Source organism: Microbacterium sp. (genome assembly GCF_035554235.1).
GTDB lineage: Bacteria > Actinomycetota > Actinomycetes > Actinomycetales > Microbacteriaceae > Microbacterium.
Genome location: NZ_DATMIO010000060.1, coordinates 1 through 17,119, shown reverse-complemented (window position 1 = coordinate 17,119; position 17,119 = coordinate 1). Strand labels below are relative to the sequence as shown.

The window sequence follows — 17,119 nt, the reverse complement described above, 5'->3', positions numbered from 1 at the left end:
CCTACGCCGCCGCGACGCTCGCGGCGCTCCGAGATCACGGGGCCACCGACATCCAGGTGTATTCGCCGTCCGGCCGTGCGGCGAAGTTCGCGACGAAGCACGGGATCCGCTCGGTGGCTGCCGGTGCCTACGCGGCCGCGGCCGCCGGCGCCGACCTCATCGTGACGTGCACGAGCGCCGAGAGCCCCGTGCTGTCGGCAGAGACGCTTCTGAGCGGCGCCCTCGCGATCGGCCGTGACGCGGCATCCACGCACCGCTCGCTCATCATCGACCTGGGCCTTCCTCGCAATGTCGACCCCGACGTCTCGAACATCGCCGGCATCGCCCTGCTCGATCTCGAGACCATCCGCCTGCACGCGCCCCTCGAGGAGCTGCACGCGACGGATGCCGCCCGCGAGGTCGTCAGCGAAGCGGCCCGGCGCTTCGCCGTCGTCGGCGAGCGCCAGAGCATCACTCCCGCCGTCGTCGCGCTGCGCGAGCACGCGTTCGGCCTGCTCGAGGCGGAGATCGCCCGTGTGAACGCGCGCGGCGACGACGACGGTCGCACCGAGCAGGCGCTCCGCCACCTCGTGGGCGTGCTGCTGCACACCCCCACCGTTCGCGCGCACGAGCTCGCCGACGCGGGCCGTGCCGACGACTACGTCGACGCCCTCGGCGCGCTCTTCGGCATCGAGGTCGCCGAGCAGGAGGCCGACGACGCCGGCACCGAGCGCGCCGCCGGCTGAGCCCCGCGCTCGCAGGGGTGGGTCGCGCCCGCACCCCGGTGCCACACTGGAGACATGACGCTTCACATCACCGGGGATGCCGCCGCCGACGCGCTCCTCACCGACGATCCACTCGCCCTCCTCATCGGGATGCTGCTCGACCAGCAGGTCGCGATGGAGACGGCGTTCGCCGGACCACGCAAGATCCAGGAGCGCATCGGCGGAATCGACGCGGCGCAGATCGCGGCCTTCGACCCCGAGGCGTTCGCGGAGGCCTTCAAGATCACCCCGTCGGTGCACCGCTTTCCGGGGTCGATGGCCGCGCGTGTGCAGGCGCTGTGCGCCGACATCCGCGACAACTGGGGCGGCGAGGCCGCGGCCATCTGGACGCGGGGAGAGCCCGACGGGCCGGAGGTGCTCCGCCGCCTCAAGGCGCTCCCCGGATTCGGCGAGCAGAAGGCGAAGATCTTCCTCGCCCTGCTCGGCAAGCAGTGCGGTTTCGCCGGGGCGGGGTGGCGCGAGGCATCCGCCCCCTACGGCGAAGAGGGCTCGTACCGCAGCGTCGCCGATATCGTCTCACCCGACTCGCTCACGAAGGTGCGCGAGCACAAGCGGGCCGTGAAGGCCGCGGCCAAGGGGGTCTCGGCGTGAAGCGGACGGGCGAGGATGTCGGAGCCCACCTCGCGAGGGTCACGCCGGCCGCGCGACGGCGCGACGGCCAGGCGATGGTCGACCTGTTGCGCGAGCTGACCGGGCGCGAGCCCGAAGTGTGGTCGGGCGGCATCGTCGGGTTCGGGTCGTGCCACTACCGCTATCCCACCGGCAACGAGGGCGACTGCCCCATCGTCGGGTTCGCGCCGCGCAAGACCGCGACGACGATCTACCTGCTCGACGGAGTCGGCGCGCACCGCGACGCCCTCGCCGCCCTCGGGCCCCACAAGACGGGCGTCGGATGCCTGTACGTCAGCGACCTCGGCAAGGTCGACCTCGACGTGCTCGAGGGCATCGTCGCGGCATCCTGGCGCAGCGTCGTCGACGGCGACGCGGACTACGCCGAGATCACCGTCACCGGCTGACGCGCTACGCGCCCTGCAGGCGCTCGGCGAGGTACGCGTGCAGGCCCTCGAGCGGCACCCGCTCCTGCGCCATCGTGTCGCGATCGCGGACGGTGACGGCGCGGTCTTCGAGCGATTCGAAGTCGATCGTCACGCAGAACGGCGTACCGACCTCGTCCTGGCGACGGTAGCGGCGCCCGATCGCACCCGCGTCGTCGAAGTCGACGTTCCAGCTCGCACGCAGCGACTGGCCGACTTCCCGCGCGATCGGCGAGAGCTGCTCGTTGCGCGAGAGCGGCAGCACGGCCACCTTGACGGGGGCGATGCGCGGGTCGAGCTTCAGGACGGTGCGGATGTCGGTGCCGCCCTTCGCGTTCGGCACCTCCTCCTCGTGATAGGCCTCGACGAGGAACGCCATCATCGACCGGGTGAGGCCGAAGGAGGGCTCGATCACGTACGGGATGTAGCGCTCGCCGGAGGCCTGGTCGAAGTACGAGAGGCTGACGCCCGAGGCCTCGGAATGGTTCTTCAGGTCGAAGTCCGTGCGGTTGGCGACCCCCATGAGCTCGCCCCAGCTCGATCCGGCGAAGCCGAAGTTGTACTCGATGTCGATCGTGCCGGCCGAATAGTGCGCGCGCTCGTGCTCGGGCACGTCGAAGCGACGGAGGTTCGCCTCGCTGAGACCGAGGTCGATGAACCAGTTCCAGCACGCCTCCACCCAGTGCGCGAACCACTCGTCGGCATCAGCCGGCGGCGTGAAGAACTCGATCTCCATCTGCTCGAACTCGCGCGTGCGGAAGATGAAGTTTCCGGGGGTGATCTCGTTGCGGAACGCCTTGCCGACCTGGCCGACGCCGAACGGCGGCTTCTTGCGGGACGCCGTGACCACGTTGTTGAAGTCGACGAAGATGCCCTGGGCCGTCTCGGGCCGGAGGTAGTGCACGCCCGACTCGTCATCGACGACGCCGAGGTAGGTCTTCATCAGGCCCGAGAACGCCTTCGGCTCGGTGTACTGGCCGCGGGTGCCGCAGTTCGGGCATGGCACGCCGGCGAGCCCGCCCTCGGGGGCGCGGCCCTTGCGGGCCTCGAAGTCCTCGACGAGGGTGTCGGCACGGAACCGCTTGTGGCAGCTCAGGCACTCGACGAGCGGGTCGCTGAAGGTCGCGATGTGGCCGGAGGCCTCCCACACGCGCTTGGGCAGGATGATCGACGAGTCGAGGCCGACCATGTCGCCGCGCCCGCGCACGAACGTCTGCCACCACTGGCGGCGGATGTTCTCCTTGAGCTCGGTGCCGAGCGGGCCGTAGTCCCATGCCGAGCGCGATCCGCCGTAGATCTCCCCCGCCTGGAAGACGAACCCGCGGTGACGGGCGAGGGCGATGACTTTGTCGAGGCGGGAGAGCTCGGCCACGGTGGCTCCAATGGTCGGGGGGTCGCCGGGATTCCGGCACATCGCACAATTCTAGGCGGGTCGGGGAGGCCGCCCGCCCGGTCAGGAGGCGGGTGGCTCGCCGCCGTCGGCGGTGCGATGGAACTCGCGATCCCAGTCCTGGAGCTCCTTGCGGCGACCGATCAGAGTGTCGAGCGACACCTGGAAGTGCAGGGCCCGGCGGGCGTTGACCTGCTTGATGTTCTCGATGAGCTGCTCCGACACGGCGTCGACGGCGTCGCGCACCTCGCGCGCCCGGTCGGCCGGGTCATCCCACAGGTGGGGGTTGGTGAGGATGTCGAGCAGATAGTCGCGGTCGAGGGCCGCAGCCAGCTTGCCGAGCTTGTCGCCGTACTCGGTCTCGGCGAGGTGGCGCTGATCCTCGGCGCCCTTCTTGTCGAGCCGGGTGAACAGGTGCGTGACGTTCGCGGCGATGGCGTCGATGTCTTGCGCGACCTCGCCGGCGCCCGCGAGGCCTGCAGCCGCGGCCGCCGCGTAGGAATTGCGCTCGGCGCCGAGGGCCTGCACCTTCGCCCTGATCGCGGGGGGAATCCCGCGGGCGCCCTCGCTCGCGCGGGAGCGGGCGCGCCGCACGCCGACGATCGTCAGGACTCCCGCGACGACGACCGCGGCGGCCACGCCGACCCCGATGATCAGCCCGCCGGCACCGGGATCTTCGACGACGGGCGCCGGTGCGGACTCGGCGAGCACGGTCTGGACCGTCTCCGTCAGCGCGCCCTCGAGGCTGTCCGCCGAGGATTCTGCCTCGTTGGCGATGCGCATCGCCTCGCCGGAATCGAGCGCCCGCGAACCCGCCGAGAGGTCGTCACCGACCGCGACGATGATCGTGTCGTAGCCCGTCTGCTGGGCGAGCTGGGCGACGATCTCGGGGCCGGATGCCTCGAGCGCGGCGTTGTCGGAGAAGACCGCGACGCCCACCGAGGCGTCGCCGATCTGCTGCTCGAGCGCGTTCTCGAGTTCGCCGGCGTCGCCCACCTCTCGCGAGACGTACACCGAGCCCTCGGCGAGCGCTTCGGCCGCGTCATCCACGTAGCCCGCCGCCGCGGCGACCGTGTCGTGCATGCGTCGCCCCCTCGGCTCAGAAGTTGTTGACGACGGAGGCGAACACGAGATCGATCTTCGCGGCGTCGGATGCGTCGAACCACTGCCCCCCGGTCGCCTCGGCGATGCGGCGCAGCGCCGTCGTGTCGGCGCCCTCGCCGTACGCGATCGGGAAGATGCGCACGGGCGCGGCGTCGCCGCCCTCCGAGGCCTTGCCGATCTTCGCGATGAGCGAGTCGAGCGACATCGTCGAGTCGGTGTCCTGGCCGTCCGACAGGACGACGACCGCGTTGATCCGGCCGGGTTCGGCCCGTTTCACCATCTCGTCGTAGGCGAGGGCGAGGGAATCGTAGAGCGGCGTTCCCTGACGGTCGGCGAAGTGGAGGTCATCGAGCGAGGTATCGAGGGATTCTCGGTCGGAGGCGAGCGGCGACACATCGCGCAGCACGACGATGTTGCGGCCGGCAGCCGACTCGACGCCGGTCGTGAATGCCCAGACGCCGATCTGGTCGGTCGAGCGGAAGTGGCCGAGCGTGGCCTGCGCGCCCTCGATGGCCCCGTCGAGCTTCGAGCGGCCGTCGCCGATCGCCTCGTCCATCGAGCCCGAGATGTCGATCAGCTCGAGCACCGATGACGGCTTGCGGATCTGCGTCCACTGGTCGATCGCGGTCGAGACCACGTCGACCTCGGGGCGCGGCAGGGTGACGACGGGCTTGGCCGGGTCGACGCCGTACTCCGCCGTGAAGAGCTTGCCGAGTGGCACCGACTCATCGAGCGGCCGGAAACCGTACTGGGGCAGGATCTTCTGCGCCGCCGCGGTCTGCAGGAAGGCGGCGAAGGCCGCGCCCGCCTCCTTCTTCTCGGGGGTCACCCACTCGGCGCCGAGCACGGTGACCGGATTGTCCGACCACATCGACCCGCCCTCGGGGTAGATCGCGACGAGCTTCTCCTTCGGGGGCGTCAGCGACTCACCCGGCTGCACTGTGTGGGAATCGGGGTTGCCCTGGTTGTAGTTCAGCAGCGAGGTCTCCTCGAGCGCGACGGCCGAGACATACCCCGATCCGCCGGCGCCGTTCTGCGTCTCGTCGTACAGCGTCGTGAGCACCTTGCCGGTCGTGTCGCCGTAGTGGATGACGCACTCCTCGAACGACTGCGAGAACGCCGCGGCCGCCGTGACGTCGTCGGAGGTCAGCGCGTCGGTCTTGCCGGCGGCTTCGTACGACTGCATGAGGATGGCGGAAAGTCCCGTGGTCGACGTGTTGGGGTTCGTCTTCGAGATCTTGAACGAGCCCCACACCGACTTGCCGACGCTGCCCCAGCCCGCCGGATCGACGCAGAGCCGCTCGAGGTCGGTGATGCTGATGGGCGCGTCGGGCCAGCCGAGCGCGGTCGCCATGGCCTCCGGCATCCCGAACACGACGGGCGTGCGGGTGAACGACGCCGGTTCGCCCACGAGCGCTGGCGACGCGGCCGCGGCCACGCGCTCGGTCCACACCGTCGAGGCGGGCGACCAGAGGGTCGGCCAGAGTTCGGGGTTCTCGTTCGGCCAGTCCTCGCCCGAGGTCAGGTAGCGGGTCGCATCGCCCGACGAGACGTTGATCGGCTTGATGGTCGCGCATTCATCGAGCGCCTCCGCCTCCGCCGAGTCCTTGAAGGCCGCGGCGAGCGCGTCGAGCATGTTGACCTTCTCCGACGACGTGGCCACCACCACGTGGGTGCAGCCGTCGTCGACGAAGTCCCCACCGCCGCCGTCGGCGGTGTCGGCGCCGTTCGGATCGGAGCCGAAGCACCCGGCCAGGGCGAGGGCCGCGATCGACAGCACGGCGGTCGCCCCGAGGGCACGCCGGGCGAGGGAGCGCGGCCGTTCCGGAGAGGACGTCAGGGGGCGCAACGAGGTGCGACTCGGGCCTTCAGCGGCAGCCATGGCATCAGCTTAAGTCCCATCGGGTTGATCCCACGCAGGTCGATCCCGCAGGGGGAGTGTGTCGGCCGGGCAGGCAGCGACGCTCACGCCTCGCGGAGGGCCTCGCGCCCGACATCCTGGATCGAGGTATGACCCGCGAGCCCGAGGGTGATGTCGAGCTCGGCGATGTGGTTGCGCACGACCTCGCGGACGCCCTTCTCGCCCGCGATGCCGAGCCCGTACGCGTACGGCCTGCCGATCGCGACCGCGGTGGCGCCGAGGGCGAGCGCGACGAAGGCGTCGGCGCCGCCCCGGACGCCGGAGTCGAAGACGACCGGGACCTTCCCCCCGATTCGCGCCACGACGTCGGGCAGCGCGGCGAGCGTCGGCACCGACTGGTCGATCTGGCGCCCGCCGTGGTTCGAGACCCACACGCCGTCGACACCGGCATCCACCGCCCTCGCCGCATCGTCGGGATGCACGATGCCCTTCAAAAAGATCGGCAGGGTGGTCCACTCGCGCGCCTTCGCGAGGTCGTCCCACGTGAGCGCCGGGGTCGAGAACACCTCGAGGAACGTCTCGACGGCGGCGCGCGGGAGGGGCGAACGGAGCGACTCGCGAAGGCCGGTTCCGGTGAGCGCGGCGCCCTTGCGCGCGATCTGGATGCCGGCGGCCACCGCCTTCGGCGTGATCTTGACCGACTCTCCCGGGGGCGGGGTGCCGTGCCCGGCTGCCGAGGCGCGTGCCCGCTCGCGCACCAGCTGCTGGAAGACCGGGTCGCTCGTGTACTGCGCGATGCCCATGCCGCGAGTGAACGGCAGGTACGCGAGGTCGAGGTCGCGCGTGCGCCACCCCAGGAGGTGCGTGTCGAGCGTCACGACGATGGCTTCGCAGCCGGATGCCTCGGCCCGGCGCAGCAGCGACGCGTTGAGCTCGTCGGATGCCGACCAGTACAGCTGGAACAGGCGGGCGCCGGTGGGGGCCGCGGTCGCGATCTGCTCCATCGGGAACGAGGCCTGGGTGCTGAGCGTGTAGGGAACGCCGATGGATGCGGCGGCCCGCGCGACGGCCAGGTCGGCCTCGGGGTGCGCCAGCTCCATGACACCCAGCGGGGCGAGCAGGAACGGCGTGGGGCGGCGGCGGCCGAGCAGGTCGATCGACAGGTCGCGCTCGGTGACGTCGCGGAGGGGCCTGGGCCATACCTGCCAGCGGGTGAAGGCGGCCCGGTTCGCCGACATCGTGCGCTCGGCGCCGGCGCCACCCGCGATGTAGGCGAACGCCTCCGTGCTCAGCGCCTTGCGAGCGGCCGCCTCGAGCGCGCCGGGGTCGATCGGCACGGCCGGCCTGGTGCCGCTGACCCCGGCGCGGTAGATCTCGGACTGGGTGCGACGGGCGGCGCCGCGCGCGGCGGCCGGATCCTGCGGAGCGACGCTGCTCTGAACCATTCGCTCAGCTTAGGGTTTGCTCGTTCGGGCCGGAGATTCCTGAGAGCCCGGGCGCGCGTGTTCTCTTTCGACGTACTCAAGTCTGCGTGTACCCACGCGCAGACTTGAGTGTGGCGGTCGGCCGGGGGGGTGCTCAAGTCTGCGTGTACCCACGCCCAGACTTGAGTGTGAGGTCGGCCGGTGTGCTCAAGTCTGCGTGTGTACAAACGCAGACTTGAGTACGTCAATAGAGAAGGTGAAAGCCCGACCGACACGCCGTGCGGGCTGCGCGCGGGCGGGAGCGGGCAGCGCCGGGCGGACGGGGCGGGCGGTTCAGCTCCCGAACCCGCACCAGCGAGCCACCCACGCGAGCAGCTCGCCCTTCAGCTCCTCGGGGGCCGCGACGTTGACCACACCGGCCTGGCCGCCCGTCGCGACATCGAGAGTGAAGATCGTGCCGCGCTTGTCCTCCTGCACGGCGTGCGGGTCGCAACGGAAGGGCACGAGCGGCAGATCGAGCACGATCGGCTCGGTGTCGCCCTCGGCGACGGCCGCGTCCAGCTCGTACCGGTCCACGCTCGCGCCGGCCTCGCCGAGCGCGAGGAGGTTGGTGGATTGGATGGCGAGGATCTCGCTCGCCGCGCCGCCCGTCGGCGTGAGGGTCAGGGTGAGCGTCGCGGCCTGGCCGGGCTCCGACGGCTCGAAGCCGGTGAACTCGATCGCCGTGGACCGTTCCAGGTCTGAAAGCAGGCACTCCCGGGCATGAAGGGCGGGGATGACATCGAGGGGATCGGGCAGGTCCGCGGTCGAGAGGAATGCCCCGTCCTCCGTCGAGTACTCGATCAGCACCCGGCTCGCCCGCTCAGTGGAGACGGGCTCATCCTCGCAGGCGGAGGGCGGCAGCTGAACCGTGAGATCGAGGGTGCGTCCCACGGGGATCTCGCTTGCGCGGTCACGCACGGCAGGCCCGTCGAAGCGGTCGTCCTCCAGCACCAGGCGCGCGATGCTCATCTTCGAATCCGACTCATTGACGACCCGCACCTGGGCGACGCGCTTGGCGACGTCGGCGCGCAGCTGCATGAACTCCACCGACACACCCGCGGGCAGCGGCGCCTCGGTGGGGCCCACCTCCGGCTCCGCCGCGGCGCATCCCGGGGCCAGCAGCGCGACCAGCGCCACGGCGGCAAAACGGAGAACCCTCGACACGTCTACCTCCGCAGGATCTCGCGGGCGACGGTGAACTCGTCGAGCGCGAGGGGGTCGACCTCGACGCCGAGACCCGGGCCGGTGGGCACACGCACGTGACCGTCCTCGAGCACCGCGGGCTCCGTGACGATGTCGCGGGAGTAGAAGCGCGCCGACGCCGAGACGTCGCCCGGCAGCGTGAATCCGGGCAATGCGGCGAGCGCTGCGTTCGCCGCCCGGCCGATGCCCGTCTCGAGCATGCCTCCGCACCACACCGGGACTCCGGCATCCTGGGCGAGATCGTGGATGCGGACCGCCTCGAGGTAACCGCCGACGCGGCCCGCCTTGATGTTGAGAATGGATGCCGCGCGGAGGGCGAGCGCGTCGGCGGCGGCCTTCACCGACACGATCGACTCGTCGAGGCAGATCGGGGTGCGCAGCCGTGCGGCGAGGGCGGCGTGGTCGACGAGGTCATCCTCCTGCAGGGGCTGCTCGATGAGCAGCAGGTCGAAGCGGTCGAGCTCTTCGAGGGTCGCGGCGTCGGCCAGCCTGTAAGCGGAGTTCGCATCGACCTGCAGCGGGATGGCGCCGAAGGCGTCGCGCACGGCCGCCGTGTCGCCGACATCCCGGCCCGGCTTGATCTTGATCTTAATGCGCGCGTAGCCTTCGTCGAGGTACCCGCGGACCGTCTCGACCAACGCACGGGGATCGACCTGGAGACCCACCGAGACACCGGAGGGCACACGATCGCGCACGGCACCGAGGTACTCGCCGAGCGGGCGGCTCTCGGCGCGGAGCGCGGCATCGAGCACGGCCAGCTCGAGACCGGCCTTCGGCATCCGGTGCCCGATGAAGGGCGCGAGCACGCCCGCGACGTCTTCGGGCGCGAGCCGGCGGCGATCAAGCAGCGCGGGCACGAGGTAGCGGAGGGCGACATCCCACGACGACTGGGTGTACTCGCTCGAATAGAGCGGTGCCGCGCCGGTCACGCACTCGCCCCAGCCCTCGCCGTCGGCGGTGAGCGCCCGCATCACGATGACCTCGCGCACGTGCTCCGTGCCGAAGGATGTCGTGAAGGGCGAGACGAGCGGAATCCGCAGCACGCGCAGTTCGAAGCCGTCGAGTGCGACGGATGCCGCGGGCCGGACGATGGGCATGGGCCCAGGCTAACCCCAGGGTGCCGCGACCGGATCGCCGGGCCGGGCCGGGCGGAGTCGCCGGGGCGACGGCCAGGCGAGCGCGTACTGCTCGACGGGGGCATCGATCGCCCCGAAGTCATCGGTCTTGACGACGACGCGCTCGGGGGTGACTTCGACGATCTTCACCCGCAGCGGGGCATCGCCCTCGCGCTCCAGCATCCAGATGCCGGCGAGCCACGACAGCCCCGTCGACTCGAGCACCTGCTCCGCGTCGAGCCACTCGATCGGCTCGGAGGCATCGTGCCCGAGCAGGCTCACGGCAACCCAGAGTTCGCCGTCCGGGCGGATCCAGCCGAGCAGCTCGCGGTCTTCGGGGCGGCGGTGCGGGGTCCAGTCGGCGGGGATCACACCGGCACGATACCCGGGACCGGCCGCAGGCCCCAGGCAGGGGCGTCACGAACTGCGGAGAATCGCGTCGTCTTCGGGCGATTCGGCCCGAATCATCCGAAGTTCGCGACATTCTCCGAAGTTGGTGATGGATGCCGGGGCGCTCACGCCGGGAGCTCGGCGAAGGCGCGCACCGGGAAGGTGCCGAAGCCCTCGACGGCCGGCGGCGCGGCCGTGAAGCGCGCCCCGCGCGGCGGCAGGGCCCCCAGATTGGTGAGGTGCTCGACGACGTGCACTCCGGCGTCGAGGAGCAGTGTGTGCGCGGGGCGCTCCCCGCCCGACTCGGTGTCGTCGATGTTGAGCGAGTCGATGCCGACGAGCACCGCGCCGGCCTCGATCAGCCAGCGGGCGCCCGCCTCGGTGAGGAAGGGTGACCCGACGCCGTACTCGGGGCGCCCGAAGTGCCGGTCCCACCCTGTGTGCAGCAGCACGGCCGCGCCGCGCACGTCCCGATCGGCCAGCGTTTCGGGGCGGATGCCGCGCTCGGCCGCGTCGGTGAGGCGGAACACCTCCGCGGGCAGCCCGACGAGCGTGTCGAGCGAGAGCCCCGCGAGGTCCGCCCCGTCCGCGTACCTGTGGAAGGGGCTGTCGAGGTAGGTGCCGGTGTTGCCGACCATCGTGATGGCGTCGATGGCGAACTGGGTGCCGGGCGCGTACTTCGCGCGGGAGTCCTCACGCGTCAGGTGCGGCGTGATGGTCGGCGCCGGGAGCCCCGGGTAGGTGACGAGCCCGGCGCGGATCGGATGACTGAGGTCGACGACCCGGGTCGAACGGGCAACGGGCGCCTCGACCTCCCGGCTCCCGCGGTGCGCCTCCTCCACGATCTCGACCCCCGTGAGGCGCACCGACTCGACGAGCGTGAGGCCGAGGTGACGCACGAGCAGCAGCTCGAGGTCGGGCTCGGCGATCTCGGGGGCGGGAAGGTCGAGGCGGAATCCCTCGCCGGTCAGGCCGCCGCCGTTCGCGAAGCGGATGGCGAAGTCGAAGTGTGCGCGGTAGTCGGACATGCCGCCAGCCTAGGAGCCGCGGGGGCGGGCGTCAGGGCCTGACGAACAGATACCCCAGCGAGTCGTCGAAGCCGCCGACCACGAGCCCGTCCGCGAGGTGGCCGAGGAACGCCTCGCGCACGCGGACGCGCCACGCCGCGGCATCCGCCATCGCCACTCGCCGGAGGGTCTCGATGTCTCGCGGCACCGCCACGGTGGCGACCACGGTCTCGGCGGGAGGCTCGGGTGCCGGGGGCGCCGCGAGCGCCCACGACACCATCACCCGGTCGGATTCATCGCCGCGGTTGACCCCGTCATCCATCGGCCCGTACTGGTTCGGCAGGTACTCGGTCACCCGCGCACCGAGCACGCGGAGGTTGAAGTGGGCGTTGCGGGCGACGAGGGGGTCGAATGTCCAGGAGATGTGCCCGACATCGCGGGCGAGCGCCCACTCCCGCTGGTGCTGCTTCAGCGCCCTCCCGAGCCCGTGGCTCTGCAGATCCGGGTGCACGCCGGTGATGTGGGAATGCATGGCCCGCTTGGCGGGCGCCTCGAAGAAGGCGACGGATGCCCCGACCATCCGCTCCCCTTCGTACAGGCCGACGACGTAATTGCCGGAGTGCGCGAGCGCACGCATCAGCGGCGCGGGCATCGCGTCGCGGTCGCCGCCCCACACGTCCCGCAGCAGGGCCGACGCCTCCGTCATCTCGGCAAGGGTGGTGAGGGGGCGGATGCTTCGACGGGGCTCAGCAGGACTGCTTCGACCAGGCTCAGCAGAACTACTTCGACCGGGGGCATCGCTCATGCGAAGAGTCTCGCACCGCAAGGCGCTTCGCGGGGGTCGCCGCGTGCCCGCGAACCCGGCCGGCTGTGTCAGAAGCGGAAGAGCTCCCGGAGCCGCCGCCACGCGCTCCGGTCCGCGCCGCGTACCGGCTCCGTGCCGGGTCCGGTCTCGAGGTCGTGCCAGGTGCTGCCCGTGTCCATTCCCGACGCCGCGAGTGCCACCGCGGTGGCGTGACCGACACCCGACTCCGCGGCTGCGGCGTGGACGTGCGTCGATCGAATGCTCATATGTCAATCATCCGCCCGCAGCGCCCCGGCGTACAGGGGTTGACAGCGTGCTTCGACGGTGGATCGCGGGCATCCCGCGCGCCGATAGCCTGAAGCGATGGGTTCACGCGAAGAAAACGAGAGACGGCGTCTGACGCGGATGCCGCGGCAGGGCGCGATCGTTGCGGTCCTCGCGTTCGCGGGTCTGGCCTCGTCGTTCATGTTCACGCTCGTGGTGCCCATCCAGGCTCAGCTTCCGGAGCTGCTGCACGCCTCGCGTGAGGACACCGCCTGGGTCGTTACGGCCACCCTGCTCGCCGCCGCGATCATCACCCCCATCGCCGGTCGCCTCGGCGACATGTACGGCAAGCGCCGTATCGTGCTCGTGCTGCTGGCCCTGCTCGTCATCGGCTCGGTCATCGCCGCATTCTCGGTCACGCTCCTGGGCGTCATCGTCGGCCGGGCCCTGCAGGGTGCGGTCACGGGCGTCGTGCCGCTGGGCATCGCGATCCTTCGCGACGTGCTGCACAGCCGGAACGTGAACAGCGCGATCGCCCTGATCAGCGCGACCCTCGGCGTCGGTGGCGCGCTCGGGCTGCCGATCAGCGCCCTCGTCACCGAGTACGCCGACTGGCACATCCTGTTCTGGCTCGCGGCCGGGCTCGGCGCCGTGTGCTTCGGGCTCGTGCTGTGGATCGTGCCCGTGAGCGTGCTCCGCACCCCCGGCGGCTTCGACTTCGTCGGCGCGGCCGGGCTCGCCGTCGGGCTCACCGGCATCCTGCTCGCCATCTCGCGCGGCAATCAATGGGGGTGGCTCTCGCTGCCGACGCTCGCACTCGGGCTCGGCGGCCTCCTCGTGCTGCTGGTGTGGGGATGGTACGAGCTGCGCATCGCGGAGCCGCTGCTCGACCTGCGCGTCGCGGCCCGCCGGGCGGTGCTGCTGACCAACCTCGCATCGATCGGGATGGGGTTCGCCCTTTTCGCGTCGAACGTCGTATTCCCGCAGATCCTCGAACTGCCGGTGGAGACGGGCGCGGGCTTCGGCCTGTCGCTGATCGCCGCGAGCTTCGTCATCATGCCCGCGGGGCTCGTGATGATGGTGCTCTCGCCGGTGTCGGGGCGGCTCTCGCGGGTCGTGGGCCCCCGCATCCTGCTCATCATGGGCGCGGTCGCGCTCGTCGCCGCCTACGCGTTCGTCCTGGTGCTGGGCAGCGAGGTGTGGCACATCTTCGTCTCGAACCTGCTCATCGGCGTGGGCATCGGATTCGGCTTCGCGGCGATGCCGATGCTCATCATGCGCTCCGTGCCGCAGAGCGAGACGGGCGCCTCCAACGGCCTCAACGCGCTGTTCCGCTCGCTGGGGACGAGCACGGCCGCGGCCGTCATGGGCGCAGTGCTCGCCTCGTCGTCGACCATCGAGGCCGGAGTGCAGATCCCGTCGGCCGCGGGTTTCCAGCTCACGTACCTGCTCGGGGGAGGCGGGGCGCTGCTCGCCCTCCTGCTCGCGCTGTTCATCCCCACGCATCGCGCGCCCGAAGAACGGCATCCCTCCCTTCCGGAGTGACCGCCCGCGCCCCGGCCGCCCGGACCGGAGGGGCGGCTGTCGCCCGCGCGCACGCTCCCGCTACCCTGACGTGATGAGCACGGGAAGCGATCAGCCGGCGCAGCAGCCGGTGGGCCCGCCCACGGGCACGACGACCGACGCCGACGCCGGCTCGCATGGCAGCAGGGATACGCGGTTCTTCGGCCAGCCATGGGACCTCGTCCACGTCTTCTTCGTGGAGATGTGGGAGCGGTTCAGCTTCTACGGCATGCAGGGGATCCTGCTGCTCTACATGTACTACTCCGTCACCCAGGGCGGCCTGGGGATGCCGGAGGCCGTCGCCACCGGGATCGTCGGCGCCTACGGGGGCGCGGTCTATCTCTCGACGATCCTCGGGGCGTGGGTCGCCGATCGCCTGCTCGGCTCGGAGAAGGTGCTGTTCCTCAGCGCCATCGTGATCATGGGCGGTCACATCGCCCTCGCGCTCCTGCCCAGCTTCTGGGGCCTGGCCGTCGGGCTCATCCTCGTCGCGGTCGGTTCGGGCGGCCTCAAGGCGAACGCCACCTCGGTCGTCGGCACGCTCTACTCCCCGACCGACACCCGCCGCGACGCGGGCTTCTCGCTGTTCTACCTCGGCATCAACCTGGGTGCGCTGCTCGGCCCGATCCTGACCGGGCTCGCCCAGGTGACGTGGGGCTTCCACGCCGGGTTCGCGCTCGCGGCGATCGGCATGGCGGCGGGGCTCATCCAGTACTCCATCGGCCGGCGCAACTTGCCAGAAGAGTCCCGGGTCGTGCCCAATCCCCTGCCCACGAACCGCCGCGGCGTGATGATCGGCATCGCGCTCGCCGCGGTGGCCCTGATCGTCGTCCTGGTGCTGACCGGGATCATCCGCGCGGACAACCTGGCCGGGGTCGTCATCCTGGTCACGCTCGGCGCCGCCATCGCCTACTTCGCGGTGATCCTCTCGAGCCGGCGCGTCACCGCGACGGAGCGCTCGCGGGTCTTCGGATTCATCCCGCTCTTCATCGTGAGCGTCGGGTTCTGGTCGCTCTACCAGCAGCAGTTCACCGTGCTCACGATCTACTCCGACAAGCAGCTCGACCGATCGATCTTCGGCTGGGAGATGCCGGTGCCGTTCGTGCAGTCGATCAACCCGATCTTCATCATCATCCTCTCCGGCGTCTTCGCCGCGCTGTGGACGAAGCTCGGAACCCGCCAGCCCTCGACCCCCGTGAAGTTCGCCCTCGGCTCGATCATCATGGGCATCGCGTTCCTGCTGTTCCTGCCGTGGGCAGGCGGCGGAGCAAACTCCACGCCGCTGCTGGCGATCGTCGGCATCCTCTTCGTCTTCACGATCGCCGAACTGCTGATCTCACCCGTCGGCCTGTCGGTGACGACCAAGCTCGCGCCCACCGCGTTCCACACGCAGATGGTGGCGCTCTTCTTCCTCTCGGTGGCGCTCGGCACGGCGATCGCCGGGTGGCTCGCGCAGTTCTACGATCCGAGCGACGAGGTGCCCTACTTCACGCTCCTCGGCCTCGTCGCGATCGTCATCGGCGCCGCGCTGCTGTTCGCCGTCAAGCCGGTGCTGAAGCTCATGGCGGGGGTCAGGTAGCCCCGCGGCGGCGGATTCTCGGACGCGGGCGCGCGGCGGCAATCGGGTGCGGCGGCACCGACGGGCCGACACGTGCGGTCAGCTCCCCGATGCCCTCGATGACCATGCGCACCTCGTCGCCCGTGCGCAGCGGCGGCGGGGTGAGCTGCCCGGCGCGGCCCCAGAGCTCGGCGAGGCACCCGCCGTTTCCGACGGTCCCCGAGCCCAGCACGTCGCCCGGGACGACGCGGGAGTTGCGGGACGCGTATGCCACGAGCTCCGGAAACGTCCAGCCCATGTTCGAGACGAGGTCGTCGCCGATCTGCTCGCCGTTCACGAACACCTCGGCCCGCACGGCGAGGAACCCGTCGGCGTCGAGGCAGGAGGCGAGCTCGTCGGCCGTCACGATCCACGGACCGAGGGACGTGCCGAAGTCCTTCCCCTTCGCGGGTCCGAGGCGCACCTTCATCTCACGGGATTGGATGTCGCGGGCCGACCAGTCGTTCATGATCGTGTAGCCGAAGACGTGGGATGCTGCGGCGTCGCCCGTCAGGTTCGCTCCGTCGGAGCCGGGCACCGCGCCGATCACGGCGGCGAGTTCGAGCTCGAAGTCGAGCCGCTCCGTGACCGGCGGCGACACCGCTTCGCCGGGGCCCAGCACCGTGTGCGGGTTGGTGAAGTAGAACGTCGGCGCCTGATACCACTCGGGCACGACCTCGCTCTTGCCGTCGACCGAGGCGCTCACGCCCTCGACGTGCTCCTCGAACGCCACGAAGTCGCGGATCGCGGCGGGAACCAGCGGGGCGAGCAGCCGCACATCGGCCAAGGGAACGCCGCTCGTCGCATCGCTCCTCGCGAAGAGCGCGTGCGCGGCATCCATACCCCTCTCGAGCACGTCCGCGACGGTCAGGCCGTCCGGGAAAGGGACCACGCGATCCTCGACCACGAAGCCCTCGCCGCGCCTCGTCTCGCTTCGCGGGTCCTGAGCGAGGAACGAAGTGACGGGTCGGGGGGCGCTCAGCGACCGGGGGTACTCCCAGCGGGCGATCCTCACGCCTGCACCCGTGTCTCCACGAGCGCCTCGGCGTTGCCCGCGAGGATGGCGGCGGTGGTGTCGTCGTCGAGACCGGCCTGGCGCACGAAGGCGACCGGGTCATCCAGCCCCATGTCGAACGGGAAGTCGCTGCCGAGCACCACGCGGTCGGCTCCGGCGACCTCGACCAGGGCGCGCAGCGTGCGCTCGTCATGCACGACCGTGTCGAACCACAGCCGGCGGAGGTAGGTCGACGGGCGGTGCTCGCAGCGCCGCGCCTCGGGGCGGACGTCCCACGCGCGATCGGACCGCCCGATCACCGTCGGAAGGTAGCCCCCGCCGTGCGCCGCGACGAGTTTCAGACCGGGGTGCCGATCCAGGACGCCCGCGAAGATGAGGTGCGAGAGCGCCACCGCGTTCTCGGTGGGCTGGCCGACCGTGTTCGAGAGGTAGAACCGATCGAGCCGCTCGTCGAGGCTGACCTACAAGTTCGACCTGGTCGACGGCCGCAACGAAGACGACGTCGCCATCGTCAGGGACGGCGCCACCGTGCTGATCGACG

At 70.9% G+C, this 17,119-nt stretch carries 16 protein-coding genes and 1 pseudogene; 5 read left to right on the top strand and 12 right to left on the bottom strand.

The annotated features are described in order from the left end of the window. The 3 genes from VNT50_RS02985 to VNT50_RS02975 all read left to right on the top strand — a co-directional run. Positions 1-725 (top strand): glutamyl-tRNA reductase (locus VNT50_RS02985; RefSeq protein WP_491715933.1); only part of this gene is annotated, 725 nt, incomplete at its 5' end. A gap of 54 nt (positions 726-779) precedes the next feature. Further along, positions 780-1,355, top strand: coding sequence for an HhH-GPD-type base excision DNA repair protein (locus VNT50_RS02980; protein ID WP_325483609.1), 576 nt, complete (start codon positions 780-782; stop codon positions 1,353-1,355). Beyond that, positions 1,352-1,780: a DUF1801 domain-containing protein gene (locus tag VNT50_RS02975; RefSeq protein ID WP_325483608.1), complete on the top strand. Its 429-nt coding sequence runs from the start codon at positions 1,352-1,354 to the stop codon at positions 1,778-1,780. Before VNT50_RS02980 ends, VNT50_RS02975 begins: the two co-directional genes overlap by 4 nt. A 4-nt stretch (positions 1,781-1,784) precedes the next feature. Here VNT50_RS02975 and VNT50_RS02970 read toward each other — a convergent pair whose 3' ends face one another. The 10 genes from VNT50_RS02970 to VNT50_RS02925 form a co-directional block, all read right to left on the bottom strand. After that, positions 1,785-3,170 (bottom strand): glycine--tRNA ligase, encoded by a 1,386-nt coding sequence (locus VNT50_RS02970; protein WP_325483612.1) that lies wholly within the window; start codon positions 3,168-3,170, stop codon positions 1,785-1,787. 81 nt (positions 3,171-3,251) lie between these two features. Next, positions 3,252-4,271 (bottom strand): hypothetical protein, encoded by a 1,020-nt coding sequence (locus VNT50_RS02965; RefSeq protein ID WP_325483607.1) that lies wholly within the window; start codon positions 4,269-4,271, stop codon positions 3,252-3,254. Positions 4,272-4,287: 16 nt separating this feature from the next. Then, entirely contained in the window at positions 4,288-6,174 is a 1,887-nt protein-coding gene (locus VNT50_RS02960; protein ID WP_325483606.1) for a substrate-binding and vWA domain-containing protein, read from the bottom strand. Positions 6,175-6,257: 83 nt separating this feature from the next. Beyond that, a complete protein-coding gene (locus VNT50_RS02955) occupies positions 6,258-7,598 on the bottom strand; it encodes an alpha-hydroxy-acid oxidizing protein (protein ID WP_325483605.1) in 1,341 nt (446 codons plus the stop codon). Between the two features lie 312 nt (positions 7,599-7,910). Next, complete coding sequence (locus VNT50_RS02950) at positions 7,911-8,783, bottom strand: hypothetical protein (RefSeq protein WP_325483604.1); 873 nt, start codon at positions 8,781-8,783, stop codon at positions 7,911-7,913. 2 nt (positions 8,784-8,785) lie between these two features. After that, the gene (gene menC / locus VNT50_RS02945) at positions 8,786-9,919 is read right to left on the bottom strand and encodes an o-succinylbenzoate synthase (protein WP_325483603.1); all 1,134 of its coding nucleotides are present in this window, start codon (positions 9,917-9,919) and stop codon (positions 8,786-8,788) included. A gap of 9 nt (positions 9,920-9,928) precedes the next feature. Further along, complete coding sequence (locus tag VNT50_RS02940; protein WP_325483602.1) at positions 9,929-10,309, bottom strand: hypothetical protein; 381 nt, start codon at positions 10,307-10,309, stop codon at positions 9,929-9,931. A gap of 143 nt (positions 10,310-10,452) precedes the next feature. Next, positions 10,453-11,355: a cyclase family protein gene (locus VNT50_RS02935; RefSeq protein ID WP_325483601.1), complete on the bottom strand. Its 903-nt coding sequence runs from the start codon at positions 11,353-11,355 to the stop codon at positions 10,453-10,455. A gap of 31 nt (positions 11,356-11,386) precedes the next feature. Then, the gene (locus VNT50_RS02930) at positions 11,387-12,040 is read right to left on the bottom strand and encodes a GNAT family N-acetyltransferase (RefSeq protein WP_325483600.1); all 654 of its coding nucleotides are present in this window, start codon (positions 12,038-12,040) and stop codon (positions 11,387-11,389) included. 167 nt (positions 12,041-12,207) lie between these two features. Further along, entirely contained in the window at positions 12,208-12,405 is a 198-nt protein-coding gene (locus VNT50_RS02925) for a hypothetical protein (RefSeq protein ID WP_325483599.1), read from the bottom strand. A gap of 139 nt (positions 12,406-12,544) precedes the next feature. Here VNT50_RS02925 and VNT50_RS02920 point away from each other — a divergent pair, with 139 nt between their 5' ends. After that, positions 12,545-13,948: an MFS transporter gene (locus VNT50_RS02920; RefSeq protein ID WP_325483611.1), complete on the top strand. Its 1,404-nt coding sequence runs from the start codon at positions 12,545-12,547 to the stop codon at positions 13,946-13,948. Between the two features lie 73 nt (positions 13,949-14,021). Then, positions 14,022-15,545, top strand: coding sequence for a peptide MFS transporter (locus VNT50_RS02915; protein ID WP_325483598.1), 1,524 nt, complete (start codon positions 14,022-14,024; stop codon positions 15,543-15,545). On the opposite strand, the gene VNT50_RS02910 is transcribed toward VNT50_RS02915, so the two are convergent. Beyond that, entirely contained in the window at positions 15,538-16,470 is a 933-nt protein-coding gene (locus VNT50_RS02910) for a fumarylacetoacetate hydrolase family protein (RefSeq protein WP_325483610.1), read from the bottom strand. The two genes, VNT50_RS02915 and VNT50_RS02910, sit on opposite strands and share 8 nt — an antisense overlap. Before the next feature lie 104 nt (positions 16,471-16,574). After that, a pseudogene (locus VNT50_RS02905) lies at positions 16,575-17,036 on the bottom strand (amidohydrolase family protein); the annotation flags it as partial. Positions 17,037-17,119 lie beyond the last annotated feature (83 nt).

What these genes read in the sequence shown, in the direction of transcription:
- VNT50_RS02980 (WP_325483609.1), top strand. Translation starts at nt 780, where the DNA reads ATGACGCTTCACATCACCGGGGATGCCGCCGCCGACGCGCTCCTCACC.
- VNT50_RS02965 (WP_325483607.1), bottom strand. Translation starts at nt 4,271, where the DNA reads ATGCACGACACGGTCGCCGCGGCGGCGGGCTACGTGGATGACGCGGCC.
- VNT50_RS02960 (WP_325483606.1), bottom strand. Translation starts at nt 6,174, where the DNA reads ATGGCTGCCGCTGAAGGCCCGAGTCGCACCTCGTTGCGCCCCCTGACG.
- VNT50_RS02955 (WP_325483605.1), bottom strand. Translation starts at nt 7,598, where the DNA reads ATGGTTCAGAGCAGCGTCGCTCCGCAGGATCCGGCCGCCGCGCGCGGC.
- menC (WP_325483603.1), bottom strand. Translation starts at nt 9,919, where the DNA reads ATGCCCATCGTCCGGCCCGCGGCATCCGTCGCACTCGACGGCTTCGAA.
- VNT50_RS02935 (WP_325483601.1), bottom strand. Translation starts at nt 11,355, where the DNA reads ATGTCCGACTACCGCGCACACTTCGACTTCGCCATCCGCTTCGCGAAC.
- VNT50_RS02930 (WP_325483600.1), bottom strand. Translation starts at nt 12,040, where the DNA reads ATGACGGAGGCGTCGGCCCTGCTGCGGGACGTGTGGGGCGGCGACCGC.
- VNT50_RS02925 (WP_325483599.1), bottom strand. Translation starts at nt 12,405, where the DNA reads ATGAGCATTCGATCGACGCACGTCCACGCCGCAGCCGCGGAGTCGGGT.
- VNT50_RS02920 (WP_325483611.1), top strand. Translation starts at nt 12,545, where the DNA reads ATGCCGCGGCAGGGCGCGATCGTTGCGGTCCTCGCGTTCGCGGGTCTG.
- VNT50_RS02915 (WP_325483598.1), top strand. Translation starts at nt 14,022, where the DNA reads ATGAGCACGGGAAGCGATCAGCCGGCGCAGCAGCCGGTGGGCCCGCCC.